The organism is Sphingobium sp. L-44, assembly GCF_056859495.1.
The window spans coordinates 226,530-252,801 of the sequence record NZ_JBSXOQ010000096.1 but is presented as its reverse complement, the minus strand read 5'-3'; the positions used below and the strand labels follow the sequence as shown (position 1 = coordinate 252,801).

29 protein-coding genes and 1 pseudogene are annotated in these 26,272 nt (G+C 64.0%); 18 read left to right on the top strand and 12 right to left on the bottom strand.

The window, feature by feature from the left end:
* Window positions 1-102: 102 nt before the first annotated feature.
* Window positions 103-792, bottom strand: a complete 690-nt coding sequence (locus AC13EK_RS15125; protein WP_483022263.1) for a hypothetical protein — start codon at window positions 790-792, stop codon at window positions 103-105.
* Between the two features lie 223 nt (window positions 793-1,015).
* Between AC13EK_RS15125 and AC13EK_RS15120 the strand changes: the two genes are divergently transcribed.
* Window positions 1,016-1,402, top strand: a complete 387-nt coding sequence (locus AC13EK_RS15120; RefSeq protein WP_483022262.1) for a hypothetical protein — start codon at window positions 1,016-1,018, stop codon at window positions 1,400-1,402.
* 37 nt (window positions 1,403-1,439) lie between these two features.
* Here AC13EK_RS15120 and AC13EK_RS15115 read toward each other — a convergent pair.
* Window positions 1,440-1,583 (bottom strand): annotated as a pseudogene (locus AC13EK_RS15115) (DUF433 domain-containing protein); the annotation flags it as partial.
* A gap of 121 nt (window positions 1,584-1,704) precedes the next feature.
* Here AC13EK_RS15115 and relB point away from each other — a divergent pair.
* From relB to AC13EK_RS15095, 4 genes are all read left to right on the top strand, one after another.
* Window positions 1,705-1,887: a type II toxin-antitoxin system RelB family antitoxin gene (gene relB / locus AC13EK_RS15110; RefSeq protein WP_048939062.1), complete on the top strand. Its 183-nt coding sequence runs from the start codon at window positions 1,705-1,707 to the stop codon at window positions 1,885-1,887.
* Window positions 1,887-2,162, top strand: coding sequence for a type II toxin-antitoxin system RelE/ParE family toxin (locus AC13EK_RS15105; RefSeq protein ID WP_069338693.1), 276 nt, complete (start codon window positions 1,887-1,889; stop codon window positions 2,160-2,162). Before relB ends, AC13EK_RS15105 begins: the two co-directional genes overlap by 1 nt.
* A 287-nt stretch (window positions 2,163-2,449) precedes the next feature.
* On the top strand, window positions 2,450-3,646 hold the full coding sequence (locus tag AC13EK_RS15100; protein ID WP_069338694.1) for a hypothetical protein: 1,197 nt from the start codon (window positions 2,450-2,452) through the stop codon (window positions 3,644-3,646).
* A 111-nt stretch (window positions 3,647-3,757) separates the two neighbouring features.
* Window positions 3,758-3,973: a cold-shock protein gene (locus AC13EK_RS15095; protein WP_004207726.1), complete on the top strand. Its 216-nt coding sequence runs from the start codon at window positions 3,758-3,760 to the stop codon at window positions 3,971-3,973.
* A 47-nt stretch (window positions 3,974-4,020) separates the two neighbouring features.
* On the opposite strand, the gene AC13EK_RS15090 is transcribed toward AC13EK_RS15095, so the two are convergent.
* Complete coding sequence (locus AC13EK_RS15090) at window positions 4,021-4,623, bottom strand: hypothetical protein (protein WP_037491660.1); 603 nt, start codon at window positions 4,621-4,623, stop codon at window positions 4,021-4,023.
* 136 nt (window positions 4,624-4,759) lie between these two features.
* Between AC13EK_RS15090 and AC13EK_RS15085 the strand changes: the two genes are divergently transcribed.
* Entirely contained in the window at window positions 4,760-4,966 is a 207-nt protein-coding gene (locus AC13EK_RS15085) for a hypothetical protein (protein WP_010336653.1), read from the top strand.
* 179 nt (window positions 4,967-5,145) lie between these two features.
* Window positions 5,146-5,529 carry a glycine zipper 2TM domain-containing protein gene (locus AC13EK_RS15080; RefSeq protein ID WP_234792507.1) on the top strand — a complete coding sequence of 128 codons (384 nt, stop codon included), beginning with the start codon at window positions 5,146-5,148 and terminating at the stop codon, window positions 5,527-5,529.
* 114 nt (window positions 5,530-5,643) lie between these two features.
* Here AC13EK_RS15080 and AC13EK_RS15075 read toward each other — a convergent pair whose 3' ends face one another.
* The 4 genes from AC13EK_RS15075 to AC13EK_RS15060 all read right to left on the bottom strand — a co-directional run bounded on the left by AC13EK_RS15075 (window position 5,644) and on the right by AC13EK_RS15060 (window position 9,018).
* The gene (locus tag AC13EK_RS15075) at window positions 5,644-6,576 is read right to left on the bottom strand and encodes an electron transfer flavoprotein subunit alpha/FixB family protein (RefSeq protein ID WP_037512249.1); all 933 of its coding nucleotides are present in this window, start codon (window positions 6,574-6,576) and stop codon (window positions 5,644-5,646) included.
* Complete coding sequence (locus AC13EK_RS15070) at window positions 6,573-7,322, bottom strand: electron transfer flavoprotein subunit beta/FixA family protein (RefSeq protein ID WP_277788380.1); 750 nt, start codon at window positions 7,320-7,322, stop codon at window positions 6,573-6,575. The genes AC13EK_RS15075 and AC13EK_RS15070 overlap by 4 nt, the downstream gene beginning before the upstream one ends.
* 112 nt (window positions 7,323-7,434) lie before the next feature.
* A complete protein-coding gene (gene sucC / locus AC13EK_RS15065; RefSeq protein ID WP_007706459.1) occupies window positions 7,435-8,634 on the bottom strand; it encodes an ADP-forming succinate--CoA ligase subunit beta in 1,200 nt (399 codons plus the stop codon).
* A 147-nt stretch (window positions 8,635-8,781) separates the two neighbouring features.
* Window positions 8,782-9,018 carry a hypothetical protein gene (locus tag AC13EK_RS15060; RefSeq protein WP_235682112.1) on the bottom strand — a complete coding sequence of 79 codons (237 nt, stop codon included), beginning with the start codon at window positions 9,016-9,018 and terminating at the stop codon, window positions 8,782-8,784.
* On the opposite strand from AC13EK_RS15060, the gene AC13EK_RS15055 reads away from it, so the two are divergent.
* Both AC13EK_RS15055 and AC13EK_RS15050 read left to right on the top strand, forming a co-directional pair.
* On the top strand, window positions 8,966-9,136 hold the full coding sequence (locus AC13EK_RS15055; RefSeq protein WP_277788383.1) for a hypothetical protein: 171 nt from the start codon (window positions 8,966-8,968) through the stop codon (window positions 9,134-9,136). The two genes, AC13EK_RS15060 and AC13EK_RS15055, sit on opposite strands and share 53 nt — an antisense overlap.
* 38 nt (window positions 9,137-9,174) lie before the next feature.
* Entirely contained in the window at window positions 9,175-9,573 is a 399-nt protein-coding gene (locus AC13EK_RS15050; RefSeq protein ID WP_017502013.1) for a low affinity iron permease family protein, read from the top strand.
* Window positions 9,574-9,597: 24 nt separating this feature from the next.
* Here the strand turns inward: AC13EK_RS15050 and AC13EK_RS15045 are convergent, their stop codons facing one another.
* Window positions 9,598-9,780, bottom strand: coding sequence for a hypothetical protein (locus tag AC13EK_RS15045; RefSeq protein WP_069338697.1), 183 nt, complete (start codon window positions 9,778-9,780; stop codon window positions 9,598-9,600).
* A 113-nt stretch (window positions 9,781-9,893) separates the two neighbouring features.
* Window positions 9,894-11,108 carry a Na+/H+ antiporter NhaA gene (nhaA, locus tag AC13EK_RS15040; protein ID WP_069338698.1) on the bottom strand — a complete coding sequence of 405 codons (1,215 nt, stop codon included), beginning with the start codon at window positions 11,106-11,108 and terminating at the stop codon, window positions 9,894-9,896.
* 195 nt (window positions 11,109-11,303) lie between these two features.
* Here nhaA and AC13EK_RS15035 point away from each other — a divergent pair, with 195 nt between their 5' ends.
* The 9 genes from AC13EK_RS15035 to AC13EK_RS14995 all read left to right on the top strand — a co-directional run bounded on the left by AC13EK_RS15035 (window position 11,304) and on the right by AC13EK_RS14995 (window position 21,469).
* A complete protein-coding gene (locus AC13EK_RS15035) occupies window positions 11,304-12,689 on the top strand; it encodes a glycosyl transferase family protein (protein ID WP_069338699.1) in 1,386 nt (461 codons plus the stop codon).
* On the top strand, window positions 12,686-13,726 hold the full coding sequence (locus AC13EK_RS15030) for a hypothetical protein (protein WP_234792508.1): 1,041 nt from the start codon (window positions 12,686-12,688) through the stop codon (window positions 13,724-13,726). Before AC13EK_RS15035 ends, AC13EK_RS15030 begins: the two co-directional genes overlap by 4 nt.
* A 57-nt stretch (window positions 13,727-13,783) precedes the next feature.
* Window positions 13,784-14,698 (top strand): sulfite exporter TauE/SafE family protein, encoded by a 915-nt coding sequence (locus tag AC13EK_RS15025; RefSeq protein ID WP_069338701.1) that lies wholly within the window; start codon window positions 13,784-13,786, stop codon window positions 14,696-14,698.
* The gene (locus AC13EK_RS15020; protein ID WP_069338702.1) at window positions 14,695-15,453 is read left to right on the top strand and encodes a TIGR02186 family protein; all 759 of its coding nucleotides are present in this window, start codon (window positions 14,695-14,697) and stop codon (window positions 15,451-15,453) included. Before AC13EK_RS15025 ends, AC13EK_RS15020 begins: the two co-directional genes overlap by 4 nt.
* 223 nt (window positions 15,454-15,676) lie before the next feature.
* Window positions 15,677-16,414, top strand: coding sequence for an AcvB/VirJ family lysyl-phosphatidylglycerol hydrolase (locus tag AC13EK_RS15015; protein WP_069338703.1), 738 nt, complete (start codon window positions 15,677-15,679; stop codon window positions 16,412-16,414).
* 3 nt (window positions 16,415-16,417) lie between these two features.
* Window positions 16,418-16,828, top strand: a complete 411-nt coding sequence (locus AC13EK_RS15010) for a DUF2147 domain-containing protein (protein WP_069338704.1) — start codon at window positions 16,418-16,420, stop codon at window positions 16,826-16,828.
* 7 nt (window positions 16,829-16,835) lie between these two features.
* Window positions 16,836-19,379, top strand: coding sequence for a bifunctional lysylphosphatidylglycerol flippase/synthetase MprF (mprF, locus tag AC13EK_RS15005; protein ID WP_069338705.1), 2,544 nt, complete (start codon window positions 16,836-16,838; stop codon window positions 19,377-19,379).
* A 39-nt stretch (window positions 19,380-19,418) separates the two neighbouring features.
* Window positions 19,419-19,811 carry a VOC family protein gene (locus AC13EK_RS15000; RefSeq protein WP_069338706.1) on the top strand — a complete coding sequence of 131 codons (393 nt, stop codon included), beginning with the start codon at window positions 19,419-19,421 and terminating at the stop codon, window positions 19,809-19,811.
* Window positions 19,812-19,864: 53 nt separating this feature from the next.
* A complete protein-coding gene (locus AC13EK_RS14995) occupies window positions 19,865-21,469 on the top strand; it encodes a family 43 glycosylhydrolase (RefSeq protein WP_069338707.1) in 1,605 nt (534 codons plus the stop codon).
* Window positions 21,470-21,844: 375 nt separating this feature from the next.
* Here the strand turns inward: AC13EK_RS14995 and AC13EK_RS14990 are convergent, their stop codons facing one another.
* The 3 genes from AC13EK_RS14990 to AC13EK_RS14980 are packed head-to-tail and all read right to left on the bottom strand — an operon-like array spanning window position 21,845 to window position 26,192.
* Complete coding sequence (locus tag AC13EK_RS14990; protein ID WP_069338708.1) at window positions 21,845-23,338, bottom strand: PepSY-associated TM helix domain-containing protein; 1,494 nt, start codon at window positions 23,336-23,338, stop codon at window positions 21,845-21,847.
* Window positions 23,335-23,901: a hypothetical protein gene (locus tag AC13EK_RS14985; protein WP_017502002.1), complete on the bottom strand. Its 567-nt coding sequence runs from the start codon at window positions 23,899-23,901 to the stop codon at window positions 23,335-23,337. Before AC13EK_RS14985 ends, AC13EK_RS14990 begins: the two co-directional genes overlap by 4 nt.
* The gene (locus AC13EK_RS14980) at window positions 23,895-26,192 is read right to left on the bottom strand and encodes a TonB-dependent receptor (RefSeq protein WP_483022261.1); all 2,298 of its coding nucleotides are present in this window, start codon (window positions 26,190-26,192) and stop codon (window positions 23,895-23,897) included. The genes AC13EK_RS14985 and AC13EK_RS14980 overlap by 7 nt, the downstream gene beginning before the upstream one ends.
* Window positions 26,193-26,272 lie beyond the last annotated feature (80 nt).

The following is a 26,272-nucleotide window of genomic DNA, read 5'->3' as shown; positions in this document are numbered from 1 at the left end:
TGACGCCAAAGACGGCCTGTGAAGGCGCCGCACCGACGAAAATCAGCAGATCAGACCCCGAAACCAAGGCTCATACTTCCCTCTTGAGCCTTCAAGCCGCCATCATGCCGAAATCAGACGGTTCTTCGAGGTGTCCAGCTTGCCTTCGTTTTTAGCTTGAACAAGCATTGCTGACAGCAGCAAACCCAGAAGCCTCTGCCGTTTGCCGACTGATCGCCCATCATAAACGAATGCGCCCACGACGTAGGCAAGAATGAGAAAATTTGCAAAATTGTGGAGTATGTCGTCCTCAGAAAATTCATCGCTATTACGATGAACTTCAACATGAGCACACACCCACGCAGAGATTGTGTCAGCTGCGACATCCAGAAGCGGCAACCCGATCCCTTCAAGGCCCGCCTTTATATCTTGGACAGTGGCAAAATGCGGAAAATTTTGCCTGATATGAAGCAATTCATGAACAACAAATAAGTTGATGGCAATCTGACTGGCTCGAATTGGTTCATCATCCAACAAGTCGATCTCAGAACCTAGGCACAGCATTTCCTCGTGAATTTTCTTGAGGACAGAGCAACGAAAAGAAACTCGGCTCTCTTCCTCATCGAGCACGAACGCAGATTCACCCTCTTCAATGCAGACGCAAAATTCAATCCGGTCCATGAGAGTACTGATACTCATCAGGGGATGCGTGAGTTTGCCCGATTGCGCCAAAAAACTCAAACAGGCTCGAATTTCACGAACCGCCCTGTCCACTTCCGCCATCCAATAACCATGATCGTGATCCGCGCTCATGCAGTGCCCCTATTCCGACCCGGTTAAAATAGGAGATAAAAAGGCACCTTTCAAGGGTACAAAATACGGATCAAAGAACCATATCAGGGGTACATTAACCCGATACCAACCATTTTATGCGCTTGTGCATATGCGAATTATCGGAGTATGGAACATTAAACACCCCAGATAGGTTGCCGGAGTCACCCTATCTTGCACCTTTTTAAAACCGGGAGAAAGCACGATGTCTAACCTGCAGTCACTGGAGGTGACTCGCCCAAAGCGTTCACGCTCAAATCGGCAACCTGCCGCAAAAAGTTCGAATGAAGGCATTGGGTCCAAGGATTGGACTATAAAAGGCTTGCCTAGCGAAACAGTTGACGTGTCTAGAGAGGCTGCCAAGCGCAGTGGCATGAAGATCAATGCCTGGGTAAGCAAGGCACTCGCCACCGCCGCATCGGGCGACCATCGCCCAGATATTGCGAATGCGACGCAAGTTCACACCCTGCAGTTTGACGCTCACATCCTCGAAGAAATAGCCAAGCTCAGAGCACAAAATGAAGATTTGGCACAGACGATAAACAGTATGAGCGCAATTTTGCTAAAAATGTACGTCTCTAAATCTGCGTAACGCAGATGGGCGCAACTCGACATGAGTTGCGCCCTCATCAAATCGTGCGCACATCATCCGCGCTGAGATAAAGGCAATCCGCGACAATCGCGTCCACGCCCGCCCCGCTGGCCAGCACCTCCAATATGTCGCTCATCCGTACCCGTGTTCCGGCCACGATCGGCCGTCCGCCACAAATGGCGGGATCGACAGCGACCGCGCGGCCTGCCCATTCCTCCGAACCCGGTCCATTATGGACCTATCTCAGCCCCTATCCCCGGCGCCATATGGCCATCAAGCCGCGCCTTCGCTATGATCGCCCCATGACGAAGCTCACGCCCATCGAGTCCGAATTTGCGACGACCGAGGAGGCCGCCGCCTATGACGCTTGGTTCAAGGCGGAGGTTGAGGCGAGCCTGGCCGATCCCCGGCCGGGCGTGCCACATGATCAGGTAATGGCCGAACTGCGCGCGATCATCGACGCCAAGAAGGCCCGGCAAGGCTGATGCCACACGTCATCTGGCGCGAACGAGCGCGGGAGGACGTGCGCACTATCATCGACTATATTTCTGATCGCAATCCGACGGCCGCGCTGCGCCTGACCGACCTGTTCGCCCATGTCGCGGAACAATTGGTCTATCATCCCCAACTGCACCGCACCGGGCGTGTTCCCGACACGCGCGAAGCGATCGTCACGCCCAACTATATCCTCGTTTATCGCGTCGGTGCCGAAGCGATCGAAATCCTGAACGTGAAGCATACCCGCCAGCAATATCCCTGATCGCCGTAGCAACCGCTGCGCAGGAATTGGTCTCCAGTGCCTCCAGACGGAGCCGGGGTCGAAGACGACCGCAGGGCAAAAGGGCGTTTTTCGAGTACCTCGAACCGAGACACGGGTCTCGGTTCGACGCAGCGTACTCAAAGTACGTGAGCACCGGAACGCAGAAAGGCGCGCTTTGCAGGCCCCTATGGGCGCACTGGTGGCCAATTCCTATTCCGCTGTCCTACACCCCGCCTTTCTGCCTACCCTTCCGGCAACGCGTCCTCTTTCCCTGAAAGGGCCTTGCCATGTCCTGCGCATTTCCGCCGATCACGCCGCCCCTGCCGGACACCATCCCCACGCCCGATCCGCAGCGGCGGGTCGATGGCTGGAGCCCGGCGCGCCAGCGGCGTTTCCTGGAGATACTCGCCGCCACCGGCGTCATCATGCTCGCCTGCGAAGGGGTGCGCATCACCGCGCGCTCGGCCTATACATTGCGCATCCGCCATGACGGCGCGGCCTTTCGCCTGGGCTGGGACGCCGCGATCCTGATCGCCCGCGCCCGCCTGGCCGACGATCTCCTGTCGCGCGCGATCATGGGCAGCGAGGAGGTGATCCGCAAGGATCCCGACAATTGCGAGGTCCGCCGCCACCGCCATGACAATCGCCTCGCCATGTCGATGCTCGCGCGGCTCGATCGCATGGCCGACAGCCCGCCCGAAGGGTCGGACGCCGCGCTCGCCCGCGTCGTGGCGCAGGATTTCACCGCCTATCTCGACCTGATCTGCCCGGCCGAAGAGGCCGACAAGGAATCCGAACTGATCGGCCTGCCGCGCACGGGAATGGAACATATGGCCCGCCAGATGGCCGACGCCCGCCTGCTCAACGGCGACCAGCCCGAGACACCCGAACCCGTCGCACCGGAGGCGGCAACCGCCCTCGCCCCCGCCGCCTCGGTCGCGCTCTTCATCGCCGCTCGGCTGGCGCTCCAGCCCGGTGCCAAGCGCGCGCCCGTGCAGCCCGGAATCTCGCCCTTTTCCGACCGGAATGAACGGTGTGAACTTCGCCGCCATATCCACCGCGCCGACCTGCCGCCGGAGGAGGCCGCGACCCGTTTGCGCGGCGTCTGGTGGGATGAGGATCGCGAGCAATTGCGCACCGATTACCCCGCCCCGCCCGACTTCACCGGCGACCAGAGCGGGGATTATTACGATATCGACGATTATGACCGCGCTCTGACACAAGCCGAGGAGGCCGCCTATGCCGCGGAGCTGGAGGCGCAGGCCCGCCCCTATGAGGAAGCCGCCACCCGCGCCCGCGACGCCCGTTTCGGCTTCGCGCCGGGCAGCGACGAGGAAATCGCCGTCCTGGAAGCGGCCGGTTACGAGCTTCTGAACGAGGATGAGGAAGACGAGGAGGAAGAGGAGGACGCGGCGGCAGCCCCCGCCGAAACGGCCAGTGATTTGCCAGGACGCCCGCAATGCCGTACAAGGGCGCTGCTATAGTCGCAAATCGACGGTCTTCGGCGCTTTGCGGCACCTATCTCCCTCTTTCCCTGCCCCTCTAGCGACCCGGCGTGCCCGCCATGGGTCCGCCGCATGAAAGAAGGAAATATCATGAGCAGCATCACCGGAACCGTGAAGTTCTTCAACGCCGACAAGGGCTATGGCTTCATCGAGCCCGACACCGGCGGCCAGGATGCGTTCGTCCACATCAGCGCGGTCGAGCGCGCCGGCCTCGCCACCCTGCGCGAGAAGGACCGCGTCACCTATGACCTGGAGCAGGACAAGCGCGGCAAGATGGCCGCGGTGAACATCGCCCACGCCGAATAATCGGCCAATCAGGCCGGGCGCCGCCGCGCGGTGGCGCCCGATCCCGCTCAGATATAATCCTCGGCAATACTGGCGCCCAGCAGGATCAGGTTCGCCGCGATCAGCATCGCCATGTTCGCGCGCCGGCTCCGCACCCGCAGCAGCGCGACCAGCAGGGTCAGCAGCCCCACCAGCCCGCCCAGCAGGATCGGCGCGGCATAGGGGGCGAGCGGTCCGGCGGGGGCATCGGCTACCGGCCTCACCTCCTCCAGCACACCCTGGCCGATCGTGACCGCGACATTGGCCAGCAGCAGCCCGCCGATCACCATCCGCTTCTGCCGGTCATACCAGTCGTCGAAATCGGGCCATTGTTCCGGCTCGTCGGGAAAGATCAGCGACGCGGCGAGATGATAGACGCCGACGATCGCCAGCACCACGACCAGCGTCAGATAGCTCGCATCCATCTGGTCCCGCATGATATAGGCGCTGCCCCAGAAGCTGGTCAGGTCCAGCAGCACGAACAGCCCCAGCAGCGGCGTCAGCCAGCCGATCCGCACCGGCTTGGCGGTCCGCTTGAGCTTGAGCGCACGGGCAAAGCCGCCCAGCACCTCGGCGATCGCCAGCCCCAGCAGCAGCCCGAACACCGCGAACACCAGATCGAATGCCGACATTGCCACCCCCTTGTCACGGCGGCCCCCGCCACCGTCCGTCGCAAGACTAGCAAGGCCCGTCGCGGACGCAATCATGCTCGGAACCCTTGCCGCCGACGCCGGTTCTTTTCCCCGACTGGCAACCAAGGAGTTCCCCATGATCCGCACCCTGATTTTCGGCGCCATCGCCGGCTATGTCGGCAAGAAGCTCTATGACGACGGCAAGCTCACCGAGTTCAAGGACGACCTCGTCGCCCGTTACAACGACGCCAAGGCGAAGCTGGAGGACCAGCGCATCCAGGACAGCCCGGCCCCGGTCGTCACCCCAGCCACGGCCAGCGGCGCCTCGCCCCTGGCGCACTGACGCCCATCCTCTCGGCGACGCGCCTCCTCGACGCGCCGTTGATGCCGTCCGCTCGCTGCCGCACTCCCCTCTCGATGGCAGCGGCGGGCGGTTTCGCGTTTCTGATCAGTATCTTGGCGCAACCTTCGCGCCGCTTGCGGGTTCTCCTCCCGACAGGGAAAAGAAGAGGAGACTATCCCGTGCGTACCCCCATAATGGCGCTTGCCGCCCTTGCCATGCTCCCGCTCGGCGCCTGCGCCTCGGACAATTATGGCGGCGGCTATGGCTATGACCGCCCCGGCGGCTACAATCGCCCGCCCGGCGGCCGTGACCGCGACCGGGATCGCCGCCCGCCGCGCCGCCATCTCGGCGACAATGACCAGATCTACCGCGACCGCGACGGCCGCTATTATTGCAAGCGCGATGACGGCACCACCGGCACCATCGTCGGCGCCCTTGCCGGCGGCGTGCTCGGCAATGTCATCGCTCCCGGCGGCTCCAAGACGCTCGGCACCATCCTGGGCGGCGCCGGCGGCGCGCTTGCCGGCCGGGCCATCGACAAGAGCGACATCAACTGCGAATAAGCATTTCCAAGTCAGATGGTCACATCTGACGACCAGGGAAATGCGGCAAACAAGCAATCAAAAAAGGGCATGGGGATCACTCCCCACGCCCTTTCCTACTCAAGCCAATTCGGCTTACAGCTTGCCGGTCAGTTCCGGCACCACCTTGAACAGATCACCGACCAGGCCGATGTCGGCCACCTGGAAGATCGGCGCATCCTCGTCCTTGTTGATGGCGACGATGGTCTTGCTGTCCTTCATGCCGGCCAGATGCTGGATCGCACCGGAAATGCCGACGGCGATATAGACTTCCGGCGCGACGATCTTGCCGGTCTGGCCGACCTGATAGTCGTTGGGGACATAGCCCGCGTCGACCGCAGCGCGCGAGGCACCGACGGCCGCGCCGAGCTTGTCGGCCAGCGGCATGATATATTCCTCGAAGGTCGGACCGTCCTTCAGCGCGCGGCCACCCGACACGATGATCTTGGCGCTGGTCAGCTCGGGGCGTTCCAGCTTGGCGATCTCGGCGCCGACGAAGGACGAAATCCCCTTGTCGCCGGTCGAGGCCACGGCTTCCACCGCGCCATTGCCGCCTTCCTTGGCCGCCTTTTCAAAAGCGGTGCCGCGAACGGTGATGACCTTCTTGGCGTCCTTCGACTTGACCGTGGCGATCGCGTTGCCGGCATAGATCGGGCGCGTGAACGTGTCCTCGCTCTCGACCGACAGGATGTCGCTGATCTGCATCACGTCCAGCAGAGCGGCGACGCGCGGCGCGATATTCTTGCCGTTGCTGGTGGCCGGCGCGACGAACGCGTCATGATGGCCCATCAGCTCGACGATCAGCGGCGCGACATTCTCTGCCAAAGCATGACCAAAGGCCGCGTCGTCGGCGACATGGACCTTGCCCACGCCGGCGATCTTGGCGGCTTCGGCGGCAACGCCGTCGACACCCTGGCCAGCGACCAGCAGATGGACTTCGCCCAGCTTGGCTGCGGCGGTCACGGCGGAAAGGGTCGCGTCCTTGACGGCGCCGCCCTCATGTTCAACCCAAACGAGCGTCTTCGTCATGCTGCAACTCCCAGAGCCTTGAGCTTCGCGACCAGTTCATCGACATCGGCAACCTTGATGCCGGCCGAGCGCTTGGGCGGTTCGGAGACCTTGAGCGTCTCCAGACGGGCGGCGATGTCGACGCCATAATCCGCCGGAGTCTTGGTCGCCAGCGGCTTGGACTTGGCCTTCATGATGTTCGGCAGCGACGCATAGCGCGGCTCGTTGAGGCGCAGGTCGGTGGTGATGATCGCCGGGGTGTTGAGCCTCACCGTCTCCAGGCCGCCATCGACTTCGCGGGTGACGTTGACCTTGTCGCCCTCTACCTCGACCTTGCTGGCGAAGGTGCCCTGCGGCAGGTTCAGCAGCGCAGCGAGCATCTGGCCGGTCTGGTTGCTGTCGTCATCGATCGCCTGCTTGCCCAGGATGATCAGGCCAGCGCCTTCCTCTTCCTGAACCTTGGCGAGCAGCTTGGCGACGCCCAGCGGTTCGACTTCGTCATCGGTCTGGATCAGGATGGCGCGGTCCGCGCCCATCGCCAACGCCGTGCGCAGCGTTTCCTGCGCCTTGGCGACGCCGATCGATACCGCCACGACCTCGGTCGCCGCGCCCTTTTCCTTCAGGCGAATGGCTTCCTCGACGGCGATCTCGTCGAACGGGTTCATGCTCATCTTGACGTTGGCCAGGTCCACGCCCGTGCCATCCGCCTTCACCCGCGGCTTCACATTGTAATCAATAACCCGCTTCACGGGCACAAGGATCTTCATTTCAACATCCTCCATTTTCACGCCATCGCCCGCCAACGCGAACACGGACGTGGGCGACCCGTTTCCAGGTCACCCACGCCCTATGGCGTATCTTCTCAGGTGATTAGGGGGCTCAGGCCGCCTTCCTCACTTCTGCCACGATCTTCTTGGCCGCATCGCCCAGATCGTCGGCGGGGACGATCGGCAGACCCGAATTGGCCAGAATGTCCTTGCCCTGCTGGACGTTGGTGCCTTCCAGGCGGACAACCAGCGGAACCGACAGGTTCACTTCCTTGGCAGCTTCGACGATGCCATTGGCAATGATGTCGCACTTCATGATGCCGCCGAAGATATTGACCAGAATGCCCTTAACGGCCGGGTCCTTCAGGATGATCTTGAACGCCGCGGTCACCTTTTCGGTGGTGGCGCCGCCACCTACGTCCAGGAAGTTGGCGGGGAATTCGCCATTCAGCTTAATGATGTCCATGGTCGCCATGGCCAGGCCAGCGCCGTTCACCATGCAGCCGATGTTGCCGTCCAGCTTGATGTAGGCGAGGTCGTACTTCGACGCTTCGACTTCGGCCGCATCTTCCTCGGTCAGGTCGCGCAGTTCGGCGATGTCCTTGTGACGGAACATGGCGTTGCCGTCGAAACCGACCTTGGCGTCGAGGACGAGGAGGTTGCCCTGCTCGGTCAGCGCCAGCGGGTTGACTTCGATCTGCTCGGCGTCGGTATCGAGGAACGCGGCGTAGAGCGACGAAGCGACCTTCGAAGCCTGCTTGGCGAGGTCGCCGGTCAGGCCCAGGGCAGCAGCAACGGCGCGGCCGTGGTGCGGCTGGAAGCCGGTGGCCGGATCGACCGAGAAGCTGTGGATCTTTTCGGGGGTCGAGTGGGCGACCTCTTCAATGTCCATGCCGCCTTCGGTCGACACGACGAAGGCGATGCGGCTGGTGGCGCGATCGACCAGCAGCGCCAGGTAGAATTCCTTGGCAATGTCGGCGCCGTCGGTGATGTACAGACGGTTGACCTGCTTGCCAGCGTCGCCGGTCTGGATGGTGACCAGCGTGTTGCCGAGCATGTCGGTGGCGTGGGCCTTCACCTCGTCCAGGTTGAAGGCGAGGCGGACGCCGCCCTTGGCTTCGGGGGCCAGTTCCTTGAACTTGCCCTTGCCGCGGCCACCGGCGTGGATCTGCGACTTCACGACATAGAGCGGTCCGGGCAGCTTCTTGGCGGCCTCGACGGCTTCCTCGACGGTGAAGGCAGCGTGACCGGCGGCGATCGGCGCGCCATACTTGGCGAGCAGTTCCTTCGCCTGATATTCGTGAATGTTCATGGGCTAGCCCGTCCTTTGTTCACAGGAAAACTGTTGAGGCGGGTTAAGCACAGGCGAAGAAGCAGGGCCAGAGCCATTTCGCAAAACGACTTTGCAAAATTGCAAAACCCTTGCGAAGCCCGACCCCGCTTTATTGTGAAATCGGCGTCAGAAGGAGCAGTGAATGGCGGCCTTGCTGGTCACCAGGAAAATCTCCGGATCCTCCAGCGCGCGGACCTTATAGAGGAGTTCGTCCATGCTCATCTTGCCCATGTGCGACTTGTGGAGCGAGGCGATCGACTGGAGCCGCCGCAACTGCACCAGGCTGAGCCGATCGACCATGCGTTCGGCCATGCAACCCGCCATCCGCGGCGAAAGACCAGCGTCGATCAACCCGGCGCGCACGCGTGATTCGGGGGAAACACTGGCGCAGGAGGCCAGCAGAAGGGAGCCGGCGAGCGCGCCGATCGTTGCACGAAAAGATATGGTTGCCATGGGCATGGCCATGACAGCAGATGGCTGAACAGAGCCTAAATGCGCAGGACATCCAAAGGAGTTTGCATGGATCGGATATTTTCCGCCCTGTCGGCACGGATCGCCAGTTGGACCGGCCAGCCGCTCGCCTTCATCCTGGCGGTCGGCGTCGTATTGATCTGGGGCGTGACTGGTCCGCTCTTCCACTATTCCGACACTTGGCAACTGGTGATCAATACCGGCACGACCATCGTCACCTTCCTGATGGTCTTCCTGATCCAGAATGCCCAGAACCGCGACGGCGCCGCGATCCAGGCCAAGCTCGACGAACTGATCCGTTCGATCGAGACCGCGCGCAACGACTTCATCGGCATCGAACATCTGACCGAAGCCGAACTGGAGAAGATCAAGAAGATACTGGAACGCGAATGCGGTGCCGATGGCCCGCATCAGGACGTGATCGATCGCCTGATTTCCCGTCGATAGCGCGATGGCGCAACGGTCGGAGGATCAATGCGCCGGAATGATCAGCCTTTCCTGCTGCTTATTGCGCCTGCGATAGGCTTCGACCTGATCGATATAACCGCGTGCCAGACCTTCATAGGCAGCGCGCCCCTCGGGCGATGCCGTTGCCTGCGCGTTTATCAGCGACATCTGCTGGCGATGCAGCAGATAGTTGACGTCCGTCTCCATCGGTTCGCCCTCCTCCCGTATTTTTCGAAAGTGCGGTCGGCGCGCTGACGCGAAGCGAGTCGCGGCAACGGCAAGGCGATAGTAGCATGAAGGTTAATGCTACGCGATTCCCCTCACCCCGCCCCCCGCGCGACCGATCGCGGCGTCGGCGCAAAACGCAGCACCGCATAACCGCACAGCGCGGACAGCAAGGATCCGCCAAGGATGCCGATCTTCGCCTCCTCGACCAGCAATGGCTGCCCCGGAAAGGCGAGCGCGCCAATGAACAGGCTCATGGTGAAACCGATCCCGCACAGCAGCGCCATGCCGTAAATCTGCACCCAGGTCGCACCCGAAGGCCGCGCCGCGATGCCCAGCTTCTGCGCCAGCCAGATACTGCCGAACACGCCCAGTTGCTTGCCAAGCAGCAGCCCCAGCGCCACGCCGATCGGCAAGGGGCTGAGCAAAGCGCCGATCGCTTCGCCATTGAGCGTGATGCCGGCATTGGCAAAGCCGAAGAGCGGTACGATCAGATAGGCGCTCCAGGGATGGATCAGATGTTCCAGGCGATGGAGCGGACTGTCCACCGCATCCGGCGCACCCGGCGTGCGATTGACCGGGATGGTGATGGCGGCGAGCACGCCCGCGATCGTGGCATGGACGCCCGACAGCAGCATCAGATACCAGAGCAGCAGGAAGCCGATGAGATAAGGCGCCAGGGCCCGCACACCGACACGGTTCATCCCGAACATGACCAGCAGGACGACAAAGGCGCCGGCCAAAGCCATGATATCCAGCCCCTGGCTATAGGCCAGCGCAATGATCGCCACCGCGCCCATGTCGTCGACGATCGCGACCGCCGTCAGGAACAGCTTGATCGATGCGGGCGCCCGCGATCCCAGCAGCGCCAGAACCCCGATCGCAAAGGCAATATCGGTGGCCGCCGGGATCGCCCAGCCGCGCGCCAGGGCCGGTTCCCCAGCCGTAACGGCCAGATAGACCAGCGCCGGCGCGATCATGCCCGCCCCCGCCGCGATGAAAGGCAGGCGCCGCCTCTCCCAGGTGGACAGTCCGCCATCGACGAACTCCCGTTTGATCTCCAGCCCGACGAGCAGAAAGAAGATCGCCATCAGTCCGTCATTGACCCACAAATGGATCGTCATGGGACCGAGTGCAGGAGCGAGCACCGGCCCCGTCACCATATGGAAGATGTCATGATAGACATGGCCGGCAGCACCAGGAAGATTCGCCATGATCATTGCGATCGCGGCCGAAATCATCAGCAAGACGCCACTGCCTGCTTCTCCCTTCAGGAAATTCCTGAGGGCGGACACGGGCCGTTCGGTCACGTCTCTTCTCCATAAGTGCTTGCCGGTATTGCCATTCTTCCCCCTTAGGGAAATTTCCGCTCAGGTCCAACCCAGATCCGCCGGCCAATGTTGACAGACTTTCTCCAAAATACTTGGAAGACCGCTGTTCTCATGACATAAATTCGTCCTGCCGCATGGCGATCGGGACAGGGGGAATCCGGGATCGTGGGGGACATGCTCTTTGGCGCGCTACAGGCGCTGCATTATGAGATATTGTTGTTCGCAGTCATCGGCTTCGCCTTGGGCGGGCTGGATGATCTGGCGATCGACCTTCTGTTCCTGATCCGCCGAGTCTGGCGGGCGGTCCGGCATCCTCGCCGCCTCCGCATGACGATGGCGACATTGCCACCTTCATCGACGCCCGGCCGTATCGCCATCTTCATTCCCGCCTGGCAGGAAGCGGACGTCATCGGCGCAATGTTGCGCCATGCCGTACATTGCTGGGGCGATGCCGATTATCGCATATTCGTCGGCGCCTATCCCAATGATCCGGCGACGATCGACGCGATCGCATCAGCCGCCATCGATCAACCCCATATCATATTGTGCCTGAATGACCGCCCCGGCCCGACCACGAAGGCCGATTGCCTGAACATCAACTGGCGCAGCATGCTGGCGGAGGAAGGTCGAAGCGGCATCCGGTTCAAGGCCGTCGTCATGCATGATGCCGAAGACGTCGTGCATCCCGATGAAATCCGGCTGTTCGATCATATGATCGACCGGTTCGCGCTGGTGCAATTGCCGGTACTCCCCCTACCCGGTCGCGGCACCTGGTTTTCCCGTGCCATCGCCAATCATTATTGTGATGAGTTTGCGGAAGCCCATGGGAAGTCCCTGACGGTGAGGGAATTTCTTGGCGCATCCATTCCCTCTGCTGGCGTCGCCTGCGCCTTTGAAAGAAATATATTGGCCGCTCTCGCCCCGCATCCCGGTGCGGGGCCATTCGATCCGGGATCATTGACCGAAGACTATGAGGCGGGGTTGCGGATCGCCGACATGGGCGGCCGGGGCATCTTCCTGCGCATCCGTGACGCACAGGGCCGACTGGTCGCGACCCGCGAATATTTTCCCGACAGCGCCCCGGCCGCCATCCGCCAGAAGGCACGCTGGATCATCGGCATTTCTCTTGCCGGATGGGATCGGATGGGCTGGCAGGGTGGCCCGGCCGAATGGTGGATGCGGATCAGGGACCGACGCGCCACCCTTGCGGCCCTGATCATCGTCGCCGCCTACGCCACGCTACTGCTCTGGAGCATGTTGGAACTGGCTCGCCCGTTCCTGGCGCCGCAAATTCGCCCATCGACGCCGCTGATCGACAGCTTGCTGACGCTCAATCTCTGGCTCATGGCATGGCGCATCACGATGCGCGCGACCTTTGCCGGCCATGCCTATGGCTGGCGACATGGACTGGCGGCCGTGCCGCGCATGTTCGTCGGCAACGCGATCGCCATCCTGGCCGCCCGGCGCGCCGTGATCCTCTATGTCCAGTCACTGCTGGGCAAGCCGCTGGTGTGGGACAAGACGCAACATCGCTTCCCCGACATGGAGGAGCAGGCATGATCGGATCATCGGCCGATGGACGGCCGGTGCGCTTCTTTTTCATGCTGTGCATCGGCTGGACCGGCATGCGCCTGTTCGGCACGATCGCGTCGACAGCACCGCTACCAGCGACAGTGCCAGCCCCGGCCAAAGGCAGTCGGATCGGCTCCCCCACTCGTCAGGAGCGCATGATCCCGATCATCCGCAGAGCAGAGACAGCAATATATTCTGGCAATAAGTGGCAACCCATCCGTGCGAGTTCGCCCTTCAAGCCAGTCCGGACCTCTTATGCCATCGCGCCACTATCGACTACATGGTCGTTGACCTCTGGCGCCTCCAGACAAAGACCTCCCCCAGCCCGGCCCAAAGCCATGGATCCCCTCGCTATTTCGGTATCAACCATATCGCCCGTCGGCCATGATCGCTGGCAAGGCAGCGCCTGGCTGCTCTGGCGCTCCGGCGGTGGTTCATCGGCAGACCTCGCCACTGTGGGGCGTCTCGGCGGGTCGCAGGCCGGCGCGCGGATCGACTTCGACCTGATGCCCCGATCCTTGGGCCGCCTTGCCGCTTATGGTCGGGTCACGACGGCCCTCCAGTCGCCTGCGGCGCCAGAAACCTCGATCGGCCTGTCCTATCAGCCAGTACGCCATATTGCCGTCAGCCTTGCTGCCGAACGACGGATCGCGCTCGATACCCAGGCACGCGACGCCTTCGCGCTGCTGCTCGTCGGCGGTTTTGGCCCCAGACCCATTGCCGGACCGATAGAGGCCAGCCTTTATGCACAGACCGGCATGGTGGGGCTGCACAAGCGCGATCTTTTCATCGACGGAAAATTCTCGCTGCTCGCGCCGATCAAGGACAGCCCTCTGCGCGTTGGCCTCAGCCTGTCTGGTGGTGCGCAACCCGATGTCGAACGACTGGATATCGGCCCCGAAATCCAGTTTCGTCTGCCCCTTCCAGCGATCGCCGCACGCATCGGGATCGAATGGCGTGAACGTGTCGCCGGTCAAGCCAAACCGGCTTCCGGCCTGGCGGTCACACTCACCGCCGATTTTTAGCCTGCCGGCCATCTCCCGGCTTTCGCTGGGAGTCTTTTGTCTCTAACCCGATGGGGCATGGATCTATACCTGCCCATCGCCAATCTGTCGGTGAACGCCCTGGTCATCATCGGACTGGGTGGCGTCGTCGGCCTGTTGTCGGGCATGTTCGGCGTGGGTGGCGGCTTCCTCACCACGCCGCTGCTCATCTTCTATGGCATCCCGCCCACGGTCGCAGCGGCCTCTGCCGCCAGCCAGGTGACCGGCGCCAGCGTGTCCGGCGTCGTCACCCACATGTCGCGCGGCACCGTCGATTTCCGCATGGGCGGCGTACTGATCGCCGGCGGCGTGGTCGGCGCGGGCCTTGGCGTCCTCATCTTCCGCTTGCTCCAGTCGCTGGGGCAGATCGATACGGTGATCGGCATCCTCTATGTGCTGATGCTGGGCGGCATCGGATCGCTGATGGCGAAGGAGTCGATCCAGGCACTGATCGCGCTCAAGACCGGCAAGCGCATGCAGGCGCGCAAGCGCCGCCACCATCCGCTGGTCGCCGCACTGCCGATGCGCTGGCGCTTCTATCGCTCGGGCCTTTACATCTCGCCACTGGCGCCGCTGCTGCTGGGCATGGCGACCGGCATCCTGACCATGTTGCTGGGCGTGGGTGGCGGCTTCATCCTGGTGCCGGCGATGCTCTATCTGCTCGGCATGAACACCCAGTCGGTGGTCGGCACGTCGCTGTTTCAGATCCTGTTCGTCACCATGGCGACGACCATGATGCATGCGATGACGACCAAGGCGGTCGATCTGGTGCTGGCCATGCTGCTGCTGATCGGCAGCGTCACCGGCGCGCAGGTCGGCACCCGGCTGTCGATGACGATCCGCCCGGAATATCTGCGCATCCTGCTCGCCACGATCGTGCTGCTGGTCGCCGCGCGCATGGCGTTGGGGCTGGGCTGGCGGCCCGACGAAATCTTCACGATCGACGTGAAATGAGGATATCCCGCCTCATCCTGCCGGCCCTGGTCCTGCTGCTGAGTGCCGCCGATGAACCACAACTGGTGCCCGATGTGTCGCAGCGCGAGGTCGAGATCCAGTACAGCTTCACCGGCGCGGACCTGCTGCTGTTCGGCGCCATCGTCTATCCCGACGGTCGGCGTCCGGACAAGCCGGCGGACATCGTCGTCGTGCTGAAGGGCCCCGAACAGTCGATCACCATGCGCGAGAAGCAGAAGGTCGCCGGCATCTGGGTCAATGCCGACCGCGCCCGCTTTCGCTCTGCGCCCAGCTTCTACGCCATGGCCTCCTCCCGGCCGATCGCCCAGATCGTCGATGAACGCACAGCGGCGATCTACGAACTGGGCGTCGACAAGCTGCAACTCTCCCCCTCCTCGCTCAACGACAGCGCGGAGCTGGACCGGTTCCAGGCTGGCCTGGTCGATCTGCGCCAGCGCAACGGCCTGTTCGTCGAACGCCCCGGCACAGTGGAGATCAGCGACGACGTGCTCTATCGCGCCCGCCTGCCGCTCTCGGCCCGTGTGATCGTGGGCGACTATACCGCCGAAACCTTCCTGGTGCAGGATGGCCGCGTCGTAGCAGCGGCGGTGCGCGACATCCATGTTCGCAAATCGGGCTTCGAACAGTTCATGGCCGTCGCGGCTGAACGCTGGTCTTTCCTCTATGGCCTGACCGCCATCGCCCTGGCCGTCGGCATGGGCTGGGCCGCCGGCGCGGTGGCTCGCCGGATCTGACGGCCTCCTCTCCAAAAGTTCATCTTCCAGCCACGCTACCGCAGGCCGTCATGGACCATATCGGTCGTGCCACCTCCCCTCCCCCTTGGGTGGCACGAAACAGGCCAGCTTGGACCAGCTGGCCGAACGGTCGGAACGCGTGGGTCTTGTTCCGACCGCTCACAGCCCGGTACGTCGGTCTCCTCCCGACGTGCCGGGCGCTCGGGTCGATCGAGGAGACGGCATGATGGCGCGCGGTGGCAAGAGCATCCGGTATATCCTGCCCATCCTGATCCTCGCTCTGCTGGCAGCGACCTTCCAATGGCTCGGCTATCTGGACGGCGATCCCTTTTCCCTCTCCCGCCCACAGGGCTATCAGCCGGGCCATGGCACGCCGATCGCCATCATCCTGTCGGGCGACATGGGCATGAAGGTCGGCATGGGGCCGGGCATCATGGCACGCCTGACGCGAGACGGCCTGCCGACCGTCGGCGTCAATTCGCTGACCTATTTTCGCAAGACCCGCAGCCCGGCAGAGGCCACCGCACTGATCAGCCAGGCCCTGGCCCTGGCCCGCAACATCGATCCCGCCGCGCCAGTCATCCTGATCGGCCAGTCCTTCGGCGCCGACATGGCGCATGTCGGCCTTGCCACGCTGCCCGCTGCCCAACGCCGGGCCATAGCCATGGTCGCACTGGTCGTGCCAGGCGCCACGGTCGAATATCGCGCTTCGCCCGGTGAGATGTTCACCTTTGCTATGGCGGAGGCGGACGCCCTGCCGACCGCGCGCAAGCTCGACTGGGCGCCTTTGCTCTGCGTCCATGGACAGGAGGAAGCGGCCAGCCTGTGCCCATTGCTGCACCAGCCCAATGGGCAGACCGTCGCGCTGCCGGGCGGGCATCCATTGCACCATGATGTCGATGCGCTCTACCATGTCCTGCACGCGGCCTTCGCCCGGCAGGGATTGATCCGGAAGATCTGACCCATGCATCACGCCTTGCGCCTGTTCCTTGCCGGCATCAGCCTGATCGTTGCCGTTCCGGCGATGACGGCCGATCCGGTGCTGGGTTCCTGGATCAATCCGCGCGGCAGCGTCACGGTCACGACCGCCGCCTGCCAGGACAGATTGTGCGGCTGGGTCAGCCACGCCAATGCCGAGGCGCTGGCCGATGCCAGCGATGCCGGCATCCCGCATCTGGTCGGCACCACCCTGTTGCAGGATTATCGCCCCAAGGGGCCGGGCCATTGGGCCGGGCGGGTCTATGTGCCCGACATGGGACGGACCTTCTATTCCACCATCGACCAGCAGGGGCCGGACCAGCTGAAGATTTCCGGCTGCATCCTAGGCGGCCTCTTCTGCCGTAGCCAGCTCTGGCACCGGGTCACGACGGGGTAGACGCGCCATGGGGGCCATGACATATTTGCGCCGTTACCAGACGCCCTTGTCGGTCGGGCTGGTCGTGCTGCTCGCCGCGCTCGGTTTCGTCGCGCTCTACCATCTGCTGCACGATGTGCATGTGCGCGACATTCGCGCAGCCTTTCACGCACTTGGCCCGACAGCCCTGATCCCCGCCCTGCTGCTGACCGCGATCAGCTATGTCACGCTCACCTTCTACGACGTACTGGCGCTGCGCTCGATCGGCCGCCCCTTGTCCTATGGCACGGCGGCGCTCGCTTCCTTCACCAGCTATACGCTCAGCCATAATCTGGGCCTGTCGCTGCTGACCGGCGGATCGGCGCGCTACCGCATCTACAGCGCGGCGGGGCTGGGTGTTGCCGATGTAGCGCGGGTGGTCGCGATCGCTGGCGCCACCTTCTGGGGCGGCGTCCTGACGCTGGCGGCGGCCATGCTGGTCTGGCGGCCGGAGACGCTGTCGATGGGCGATGTCCGCCTGTCCGCGCCAATGCTGCGTTTAGCGGGCAGCCTGACCCTCACGGCCATCATCGGCCTGATCCTCTTTGCCGGCCGCCAGGGACGGATGCTGCATTTTGGCCGCATGTCCCTGCCGCTGCCGCCTGCCTCGCGCATATTCTGCCAGATCGGCATCGGCGTGATCGATCTCGCCGCGGCCAGCGCTGCGCTGTTCGTCCTCGTTCCCGGCGTCGGCCTCCATGCCTGGCCTGCCTTCTTCCTGGGCTATGCGCTCGCCATCGTCGCCGTATTGCTGACCCATGTGCCCGGCGGCGTCGGCGTGTTCGAACTGGTGATGCTTGCCGCCCTGCCCGGCGTGGACCGGCCGCAACTGGTCGCCGCGCTGCTCGCCTATCGGCTGGTCTATTATATCCTGCCGCTGCTGATCGCAGTCGGCATCATCGTTGCGCAGGAAGGCTGGCGCTGGCGGCAGCCGTTGCGCCGCACCCTGCGCGGCCTGCAGGCCGTCACGACCGGCCTTGCGCCGATCATGACGGCAGCGCTCGTCTTCCTTGGCGGCGCCATCCTGCTGGTATCGGGCTCGCTCCCGGCCATCCCGCACCGGGTCGCGACCCTCAACAGTGTCGTGCCCTTGCCCTTCCTCGAAGCCTCCCACATGGCCGGCAGCCTGGTCGGCGCGGCGCTGCTGATCCTGTCGGCCGGCCTTTACCGCCGGCTGGACGGGGCCTTCTGGCTGACGCGTATCCTGTTGCTGGCCGGCGCGATCTTCTCGCTGCTCAAGGGGCTTGATTATGAGGAAGCGGCGGCGATGCTGCTGATCGCCGCGCTGCTGCAATGGGCGCGCCCGGCCTTCTATCGTCGGACCCAGTTGATCGCCGACGCCTTCACCCCCGGTTGGCTGGCGACGGTCGCGGTGGTTCTGGCCCTGTCGGTCTGGATCGGCTTCTTCGCCTACAAGCATGTCGAATATCAGAATGACCTCTGGTGGCATTTTGCCGCCCGCGCCGATGCCTCGCGTTTCCTGCGCGCCAGCCTGGCCGTTGCCGTCCTGCTGATCGGTGTAGCGCTGTGGCGCCTGCTGCGCCCGGCCGCGACCATTCCCGCCTTGGCCAGCAATGCCGCCGTCCCGCCGGAGGCCGCGTTGGCGCTGGCCGAACGCACCGACGCCAATCTTGCCTATATCGGCGACAAGCGCTTCCTGGTGTCGGATGGCGGCACCTGTTGCCTGATGTACCAGATCAGGGGGCATAGCTGGATCGTCATGGGCGATCCCGTCGGCGCCCGAAGCGAGTGGGCGGATCTGCTCTGGCGGCTGCGCGAACAGGCCGATGCGGCGCAGGGCCGCCTGCTGCTCTACCAGATCAGCCAGGACATGCTGCCGCTGGCGATCGAGCTGGGATTGCAGATCGTCAAATATGGCGAGGAAGCGCATGTCGATCTGGCCGGTTTCACGCTGGACGGCCCGGATGCCAAGCCGCTGCGCTATGCCGAGCGGCGCGCGGCGCGTGAGGGCGCCAGTTTCGAGATCATCCCCGCCGCCATGCTGGACAAGGAAATGGACCGGCTGGCCGAGATTTCCGCTAATTGGCTCCAGGCCAAGGGGCATAAGGAAAAATGCTTCAGCGTCGGCCGGTTCGATCGCGCCTATATGGCGCGGTTCGACTGCGCCGTGGTGCGGCAGGAGGGCAAGATCGTCGCCTTCGCCAATATCTGGGCCGCGGCCGACCGGTCCGAACTGTCGGTCGACCTGATGCGCCATGATGACGGCGCCCCCTATGGCACGATGGACTTTCTGTTCATCCACCTGATGCTGTGGGGCAAGGCACAGGGTTATCGCTGGTTCAACCTCGGCCTCGCCCCGCTTTCCGGGCTGGAGGCGCGCCGACTGGCACCGCTCTGGTCGAAGCTGGGGGCGCTGCTCTACCAGCATGGCAATGCGCTCTACGGCTTTGAAGGACTGCGCGCCTACAAAGACAAGTTCGGGCCGGAGTGGGAACCCCGCTTCGTCGCCGGGCCGCAAGGCCTGTCCTTCGGCCGGGCGCTGCTCGACCTTCAGGCACTGATCGCCGGATAGCCATTGCGCGACGGGCGCATCCCGCGATAGCGCTGGGCGATGCACGCCATCCATCATATCGCCATCATCGGGTCCGACTATGCCCGGTCCCGCCATTTCTATGTCGACATTCTCGGCTTTGCCGTGCTGAACGAGGTCTATCGCGCCGAACGCGACAGCTGGAAATGCGATCTGGCGGTCGGCGGCGCGCAGATCGAGCTTTTCTCCTTCCCCAATCCGCCGCCGCGTCCCTCGCGCCCGGAAGCCTGTGGCCTGCGCCACCTTGCCTTTGCCGTCAGCGACCTGGATGCAGAAGTCGCCCGGCTCGAACGCCATGGCGTGGCGTGCGAGCCCGTGCGGGTGGACGAATATACCGACCGGCGCTTCACCTTCTTCGCCGACCCAGACGGACTGCCGCTGGAGCTTTACGAGGATCAGGTCCGCGCCATTTGACAGCATCAGGTCATGGCCCTTAGGTAACCGGTATCAATAATCGGGAGAGGGTCATGGCAGTCAGCCGACGGGACGCATTGCTGGCGACGGCTTCGGCGGCGCTGGCAGGTGGTTTGAGCGAGGCGCGGGCGGCACCCCCTGCTCCACCGGCCACGCCTGCCCCCGCGCCCGACTGGCGGCGCGGCTTCGACAATCAGCGCATCGCCGATCTGGGCGACGGCCGCTTCCTCAATCCGCTGATCGCGGGCGATCATCCCGATCCCACCATCCTCAAGGATGGCGCGGATTATTACATGACCTTCTCGACCTTCGATTCCTATCCCGGACTCATCATCTGGCATTCGCGCGACCTGGTGAACTGGCGGCCGATCGGCCCGGCGCTGCACAAGAATATCGGATCGGTCTGGGCGCCTGAACTGTGCAAGCACAAGGGCCGCTATTATCTCTACATCCCGGTCAAGGCGTCTCCCAACACCAGCTATGTGATCTGGGCCGATCGGATCGAGGGGCCGTGGAGCGATCCGATCGACCTCAATCTGCCCAACCATATCGATCCGGGCCATGCGGTGGGCGAGGATGGATCGCGCTGGCTGTTCCTGTCGGGCGGCGACCGGGTGCGCCTGACCGACGATGGTCTGGCGACCGTCGGCCAGCCCGAACATGTCTATGACCCCTGGCACTATCCCGACGACTGGGATGTGGAGGGCTTCTCGCCCGAAGGCCCCAAGATTTTGCGCCATAAGGGCTATTTCTATCTGGTGACCGCCGTTGGCGGCACCGCCGGGCCACCGACCGGCCATATGGTGATCGCCGCCCGGTCGCGGTCGATCCATGGACCGTGGGAAAATTGCCCGGCCAACCCGATCGTGCGCACCGTCGACCGCGCCGAAAAATGGTGGTCGCGCGGCCATGCCACCTTGGTCGAGGGACCGGATGGCAGTTGGTGGTCGGTCTATCATGGCTATGAAAATGGCTATTGGACATTGGGGCGGCAGACGTTGCTCGACCCGGTCGAATGGACGGCGGATGGCTGGTTCCGCATGACCGGCGGCGATCTGTCGCAACCGATCGCCAAGCCCAGGGGCGGCCAGGCCGGGCCGCATGGCCAGCCACTGTCGGATGATTTCAGTGTGTTGCGCCTGGGATCGCGATGGAATTTCTTCAAGCCTTCGCCGCAGGAGGCGCAGCGGGCGCGGGTCGAGGGCGGATCGCTGGTCCTGAAGGCCAGCGGCACCGCCCCCTCCAGTTCGTCGCCGCTGCTGCTGGTGGCGGGCGATCAGGCCTATCAGTTCGAATGCATGATCGAGATCGCGCCGGGTGGCGTCGCCGGACTGCTGCTCTTCTATGACGAACAGTTGTATTGCGGGCTTGGCTTCGACCAGGAGCGGTTCGTCACCCATCAATATGGCATCGAACGCGGCCGCCCCGCCAATCCCCATGGCCGCCGGATGCGGATGCGCGTCACCAACGACCGGCATATCATCCGCTTTCACGTCAGCGGCGATGACGGCAGGAGCTGGAAGCGGTTCGACCGGGGGATGGAAGTGTCGGGCTATCACCATAATGTGCGCGGCGGCTTCCTGATGCTGCGCCCCGGCCTCTATTCCGCCGGTGCGGGTGAAGCGCGCTTCACCGACTTCCGTTTTCGCGCGCTTTAGGCCGATTGGGGCCGACACGGGACGCGACAGGCGAAGTTCACAGTGTCGTGCGGGCTATTTCGGGCCAATGCGCCTGTGATGCACCCACGACGCGCCGGTCATGCGCCTGTGACGCGACAGTGGCGGGGGAAATGGGTCACGCCCGAGCGTCTTCGACGCGACACCAAGGCGACAATGAAGCGACAGCCACGCGACAGGCGGGTGGTCTGGCGAGGAGATGGGGCGGCTCTTGCATCCCCAAGGGTAGATCAGAGATGGGCCGAGTAGGAAAGCCGGGGCAGCGTCGCGCAAGCCCACCCCGCTGTGACTAGCGCGCTGCGCGCGCAAGTCTCGCTGCCCCTCCCGTTTACGGGAAGGGAATGGCAAGCCCCGGCCCTAGACCTTTGCCGGAGCGCGGCTGCGCAGCAGCGCGAGCAGCAGGCCGATGCCACCGGCAAGCAGCAACAGGTCGACCAGCAGCCCCTGCCCGCCCGCCAGCAGCGGTGCGCCGTGCAGCAGCGCCACCGCCAGCAGGCCGCCGACCAACGCCCATTGCAGGCCGCGCGACAGGCGCGGACCGGGCAGCGCCTTCGCCATGCCGGCGGCCAGCACCGACAGGATGGTGAAGCCCAGCCAGGCCAGCGGCAGCGGCGCTTGCGGCAGGGCGAAGGCCAGAACGGCGGTGAGGACGAGGATGACCGGCTGGCCCCAGCAGATCGCTGCCCAGATCCGTTCCCATTGCGGCGCGGGCCGGCCGCGATCGCGGCGGCGGGCCAGCCAGATGGTTACGCCGCTGGAGGTGACGATGCAGAGCGCAATGCCGAGCAGGCCATAGGCGATCCGCACGGGCAGCCCGCCGAACCAGCCGAAATGCAGCTGGCCGATGCCGCTCAGCATCCGGGTGCCGGCGACCAGATCCTGCGGCTGTTCCTGATGGAGCAGTTGCCCGCGCGCATCATATTGCACCTCATCCTGCAGGGTCAGCAAGTGCGGCCGGCCGCTGTGGATCGAGATGCGCATATCGGCGCGGCCGGGGCGTTCGACCATGATATTGTCCGCAACGGCCGCCGGCGCGCGGGCGCGGGCATCGGCGATCAGCCGGGCGATATCGGGAATGGGCGCGGCGCGCGCGTCAACCTTGGGCGGCGGGTCGAGGAAGAGTTCATAGACCTTCCCCATGTCGCCGCGATAGAGCAGCATCGCCAGCATCGCGACGATGATGGTGCTGAGGCCCAGCAGCGCGCCGGTTAGCGCCAGGGTGAAGTGAAAGGGCAAGGCCCAGATACCGAGGCGATTGTGCAGGTCCGCCTCCTGCAGGCGGCGCGAACCGCCCAGGCGCAGGTGGAAGGCATCGCGCAGGACGCGCGGATGCGCCAATATGCCCGACACCAAAGAGGAGAGCAGCGCCACGCCGGTCAGGCCGACGATGAACTGCCCCCAGCTGCGCGGCAGATGCAGGTTGATATGGAGGTGGATCAGGAATTCGGTCCAGACCGCTTCGAGATCGGACAGCGCGCCATCGGCCGCCACGGCCCATTTATGTTCATAGGTCGCACTGAAGGCCGTGAGGCTGGCGCCATCCTGTTTCGCGGTTGGCAGCGACAGATAGAGGGTGGTGTCGGCCGGCGCACGCCTGGCCGCTTCGGCGATGGCGCGGGCGGCAGAGGCATCCGACAGGCTGGTCACCACCGGCGTCGCCGGCACTTCCCACCGTTCCAGATCGGGCGCGAACACGGCGACCGTGCCGGTCAGGCAGACGATATAGATGATCGCGGCAAAGGCGAGGCCGAGCACCGAATGGCTGCTGAGCACCGATCGCACCGTTTCGGGCGACAAGGGCCAACGCCATTTCTTTGCCCGGCTGTTGGTCTGGACGCTCTGGTCGTTCATGCGGCCCCTCCCAAGGCAGCGAGGCCGAAGCCGATGATGCTGGTGCCCACCAGCACGGCGGTGGCGCGAAGCAGGCGACGGTCCGCCAGGGTCCAGGTCATGGCCAGCCCCCAGAGGATCGGAAGCAACAGGCCGCCAAGCACGATCCGGGTGCGCGGATCACCGGGCAGATAGACGGTGACGCAAAAGGCGACACCCATCGCCGCCGTCATGCCGAGCGGCCCGGCGAGCAAGGCGCGGAGCACCCCGCGCCAGAAGCGGCCGGGCTCCTCCAGCGGCTCGGGCGCGACATCGCCATCGCGCACCCGCGCCGCCTTGCGCCGGACCCGGCCAAACCAGATGATGGCGAGCGCGCCGATCCCCTCCATCGCCAGTCCCAAGGCCAGCCCCTTGACCGGCCCGATCAGCAGGAAGGCAGCGACCAGCAGGCCGATCAATATGGCCCATCCCGCCAGCAGCAGGCCAAGCACGGAGCGGTCCCGCCGCACCCAGGAGCGGCGCAACAGGGCAGCGCCCAGGGCGCCGCCGGCGATGAGCAGCAGGCTGGCGAGCGCGATCACCAATGGACGCTCGCGCCGACGCCGACGGTCTGGGGTTCGCCCAGGATCGCCTGATGGATCGCGGCATATTGGTACTGCATATAATCCTCGTTGAGGATGTTGCGGGCGAAGACGAACAGCGACCAATGATCGGTCTCATAACCGATCTTGCCATTCACGACCGTGCGGCCACCGACCTTGTACTGGCCCTGATCCTGACCGACGCCGGTGAAGACCGACGAACGGTAACTGGCGTTGAGATTGGCAACGAAGCCCGGCCCGAACTGCGCATTGACGCCGCCCGACAGGGTCCAGCGCGGCGCATAGGGGAATTGGGTGTCGCTAAGATCAACCGTGCAGGTCGCCCCGGCGGGCAGGACGAAGTCGGTGAATTTGGTGCGGACATGGCCGACCGAGCCATAGAGATCGATGCCGCGCGCGATAGTGGCATCCGCCTCCACCTCGAACCCGTAAAGATGCGATCCGGCGGCGTTCACCGTGTTATAATCATAGGCATTCTGGCCGAAATAGGCGGTGACCTGCTGGTCCTTCCACGTCATATAGAAGGCATTGGCATTGAGCGTCAGGCGCCCGTCCAGCCATTTGGAGCGCAGCGAGCCTTCATAGTTCCAGCTATATTCCGGATCATAGGCGACCAAGAGGGCGCGGGCCGGGTTCTGGCTGGAGCCGCCCGAGCGATAGGCGCGCTGGACGGTGAAGGCGGTGGTGAGGTCCGGCGTCCAGTCCATGCTGATCCCCGCCTTCGGCAGGAAGGCGTTGAAACTGCGGCTGTTGGACGCCAGCGGCGAGGAGGCATCGTCGACCAGCCCCAGAACGCCCTGGTTGATCAGCGAAATGATCGGGGCATAGGCGGCGCCGAGGAAATTGGCATTGGGCAGCGTGCCGTTGAAGGTCGCCACGGTTTGCGCAGCATAGCGGTTGCGCTCATGATCGTAGCGGAAACCGCCGATCAGGGTCAGCCGGTCGGTCAGCTTGAAACGCGCATCGCCGAACAGCGCCATCGTCTCCACTTTTTCGGGCTGGTCAGCCGAATAGGCGACCGGGATGACCGGCAGTTGTGCCGCATAGGCATTGCTGAGGAAGGTCGCCTGCGCAGCGGTCGCGCCATTGGCGCGCAGCAGGGCGGCGATGGTGGCGGTCGGCGTATCGATGTTCACCCGGCTATTCTGGTCGATGCTGCCAGTGCGGCGATAATACCAGGCGCCCAGCAGGCCGCTCAGCCGTTCGCCATCATAGTTGAGGCGCATTTCCTGGGTCAGGGTACGGTAATTATAGCGATTGTCGATCGCCTGGATATCCTGCGGCGTGCCGTCGGTATCGATCACCGAATGAACGCGCGAGCGGTTCCAGGAGGTGACGCTCGATAGTTTCAGCCCCTGGGCCAGCGGATAGCTGATGTTGAAGACGGCAAGGTCGCTGTCGATCTTGCCCCGGCTGGGCTGGTCGCCGGTGGCGACGCGATGGTTGAAATAATTGGGCACGTCGGTGCGGGCATATTCGTAGAGATAGCCGCCGTCGCGCCGCACGCGATTATAGCTGGCGACCGCCTCCAATCCCGGAATCGCCTGGGGCGTCCATTTGATCTTGCCGCGCAGATTGAGCGATTCCAGCGCGTCGCTATATTCGTCGCGGGTGACATTGTAGATGAGGCCGCGATCGTTGCGGCGCTCGGCCGACAGGCGAATGCCCAGTTCATCCTTGATGATCGGTCCGCCGATCGCGGCGGAGAAGGTGCGATCATCATATTCGCTCCACAGCACGCGCGCGTCACCGCCCCAGCGGGTCAGCGACGGATCCTTGCTGGTGATGACGATGCCGCCGGCCAGCGCGTTGAGGCCCTGGATGGTCGATTGCGGGCCGCGCAGCACTTCCACCTGCTGCACATCCCACAGGTCGGTCGGGCCGCCATAGAGCGCCCATTTGGGCACCGGCGCGCCATCGACATAGACGCTGGCGGCGTCTGCCTGCCCGCCCGCGCCGACGCCGCTGTTGCTGATGCCGCGGATGGTGAAGCCGGACGAACCATAGGTTTCGGACAGGTTGGCGGTGCGGTTATAGACGTCCTGGATGGTGATCAGCGCCTCGCGCTCGATCGTCTCGGGCGTGACGACGGCGATGCTGGTCGGGGTCTGCTGCAGGGTGCGGGCGCTCTTTTCGCCGGTGACGATGATGTCGGCGCGGGCCTGGTCCATATCGGCATCCGGCGCCTGTTGCGCCAGGGCGGGGCTGGCCAGAGCAGCACCGGCCAGTGCGACGATCGCCGCCCCGGAAAAGAAGAAAGACGACCGCACCATATAATCCCCCAAATATTCTTGGCGGCGCCATATTTGAGAACGCTAACGCGAGTCAATGTCATTGCGTGAATGGACTATGG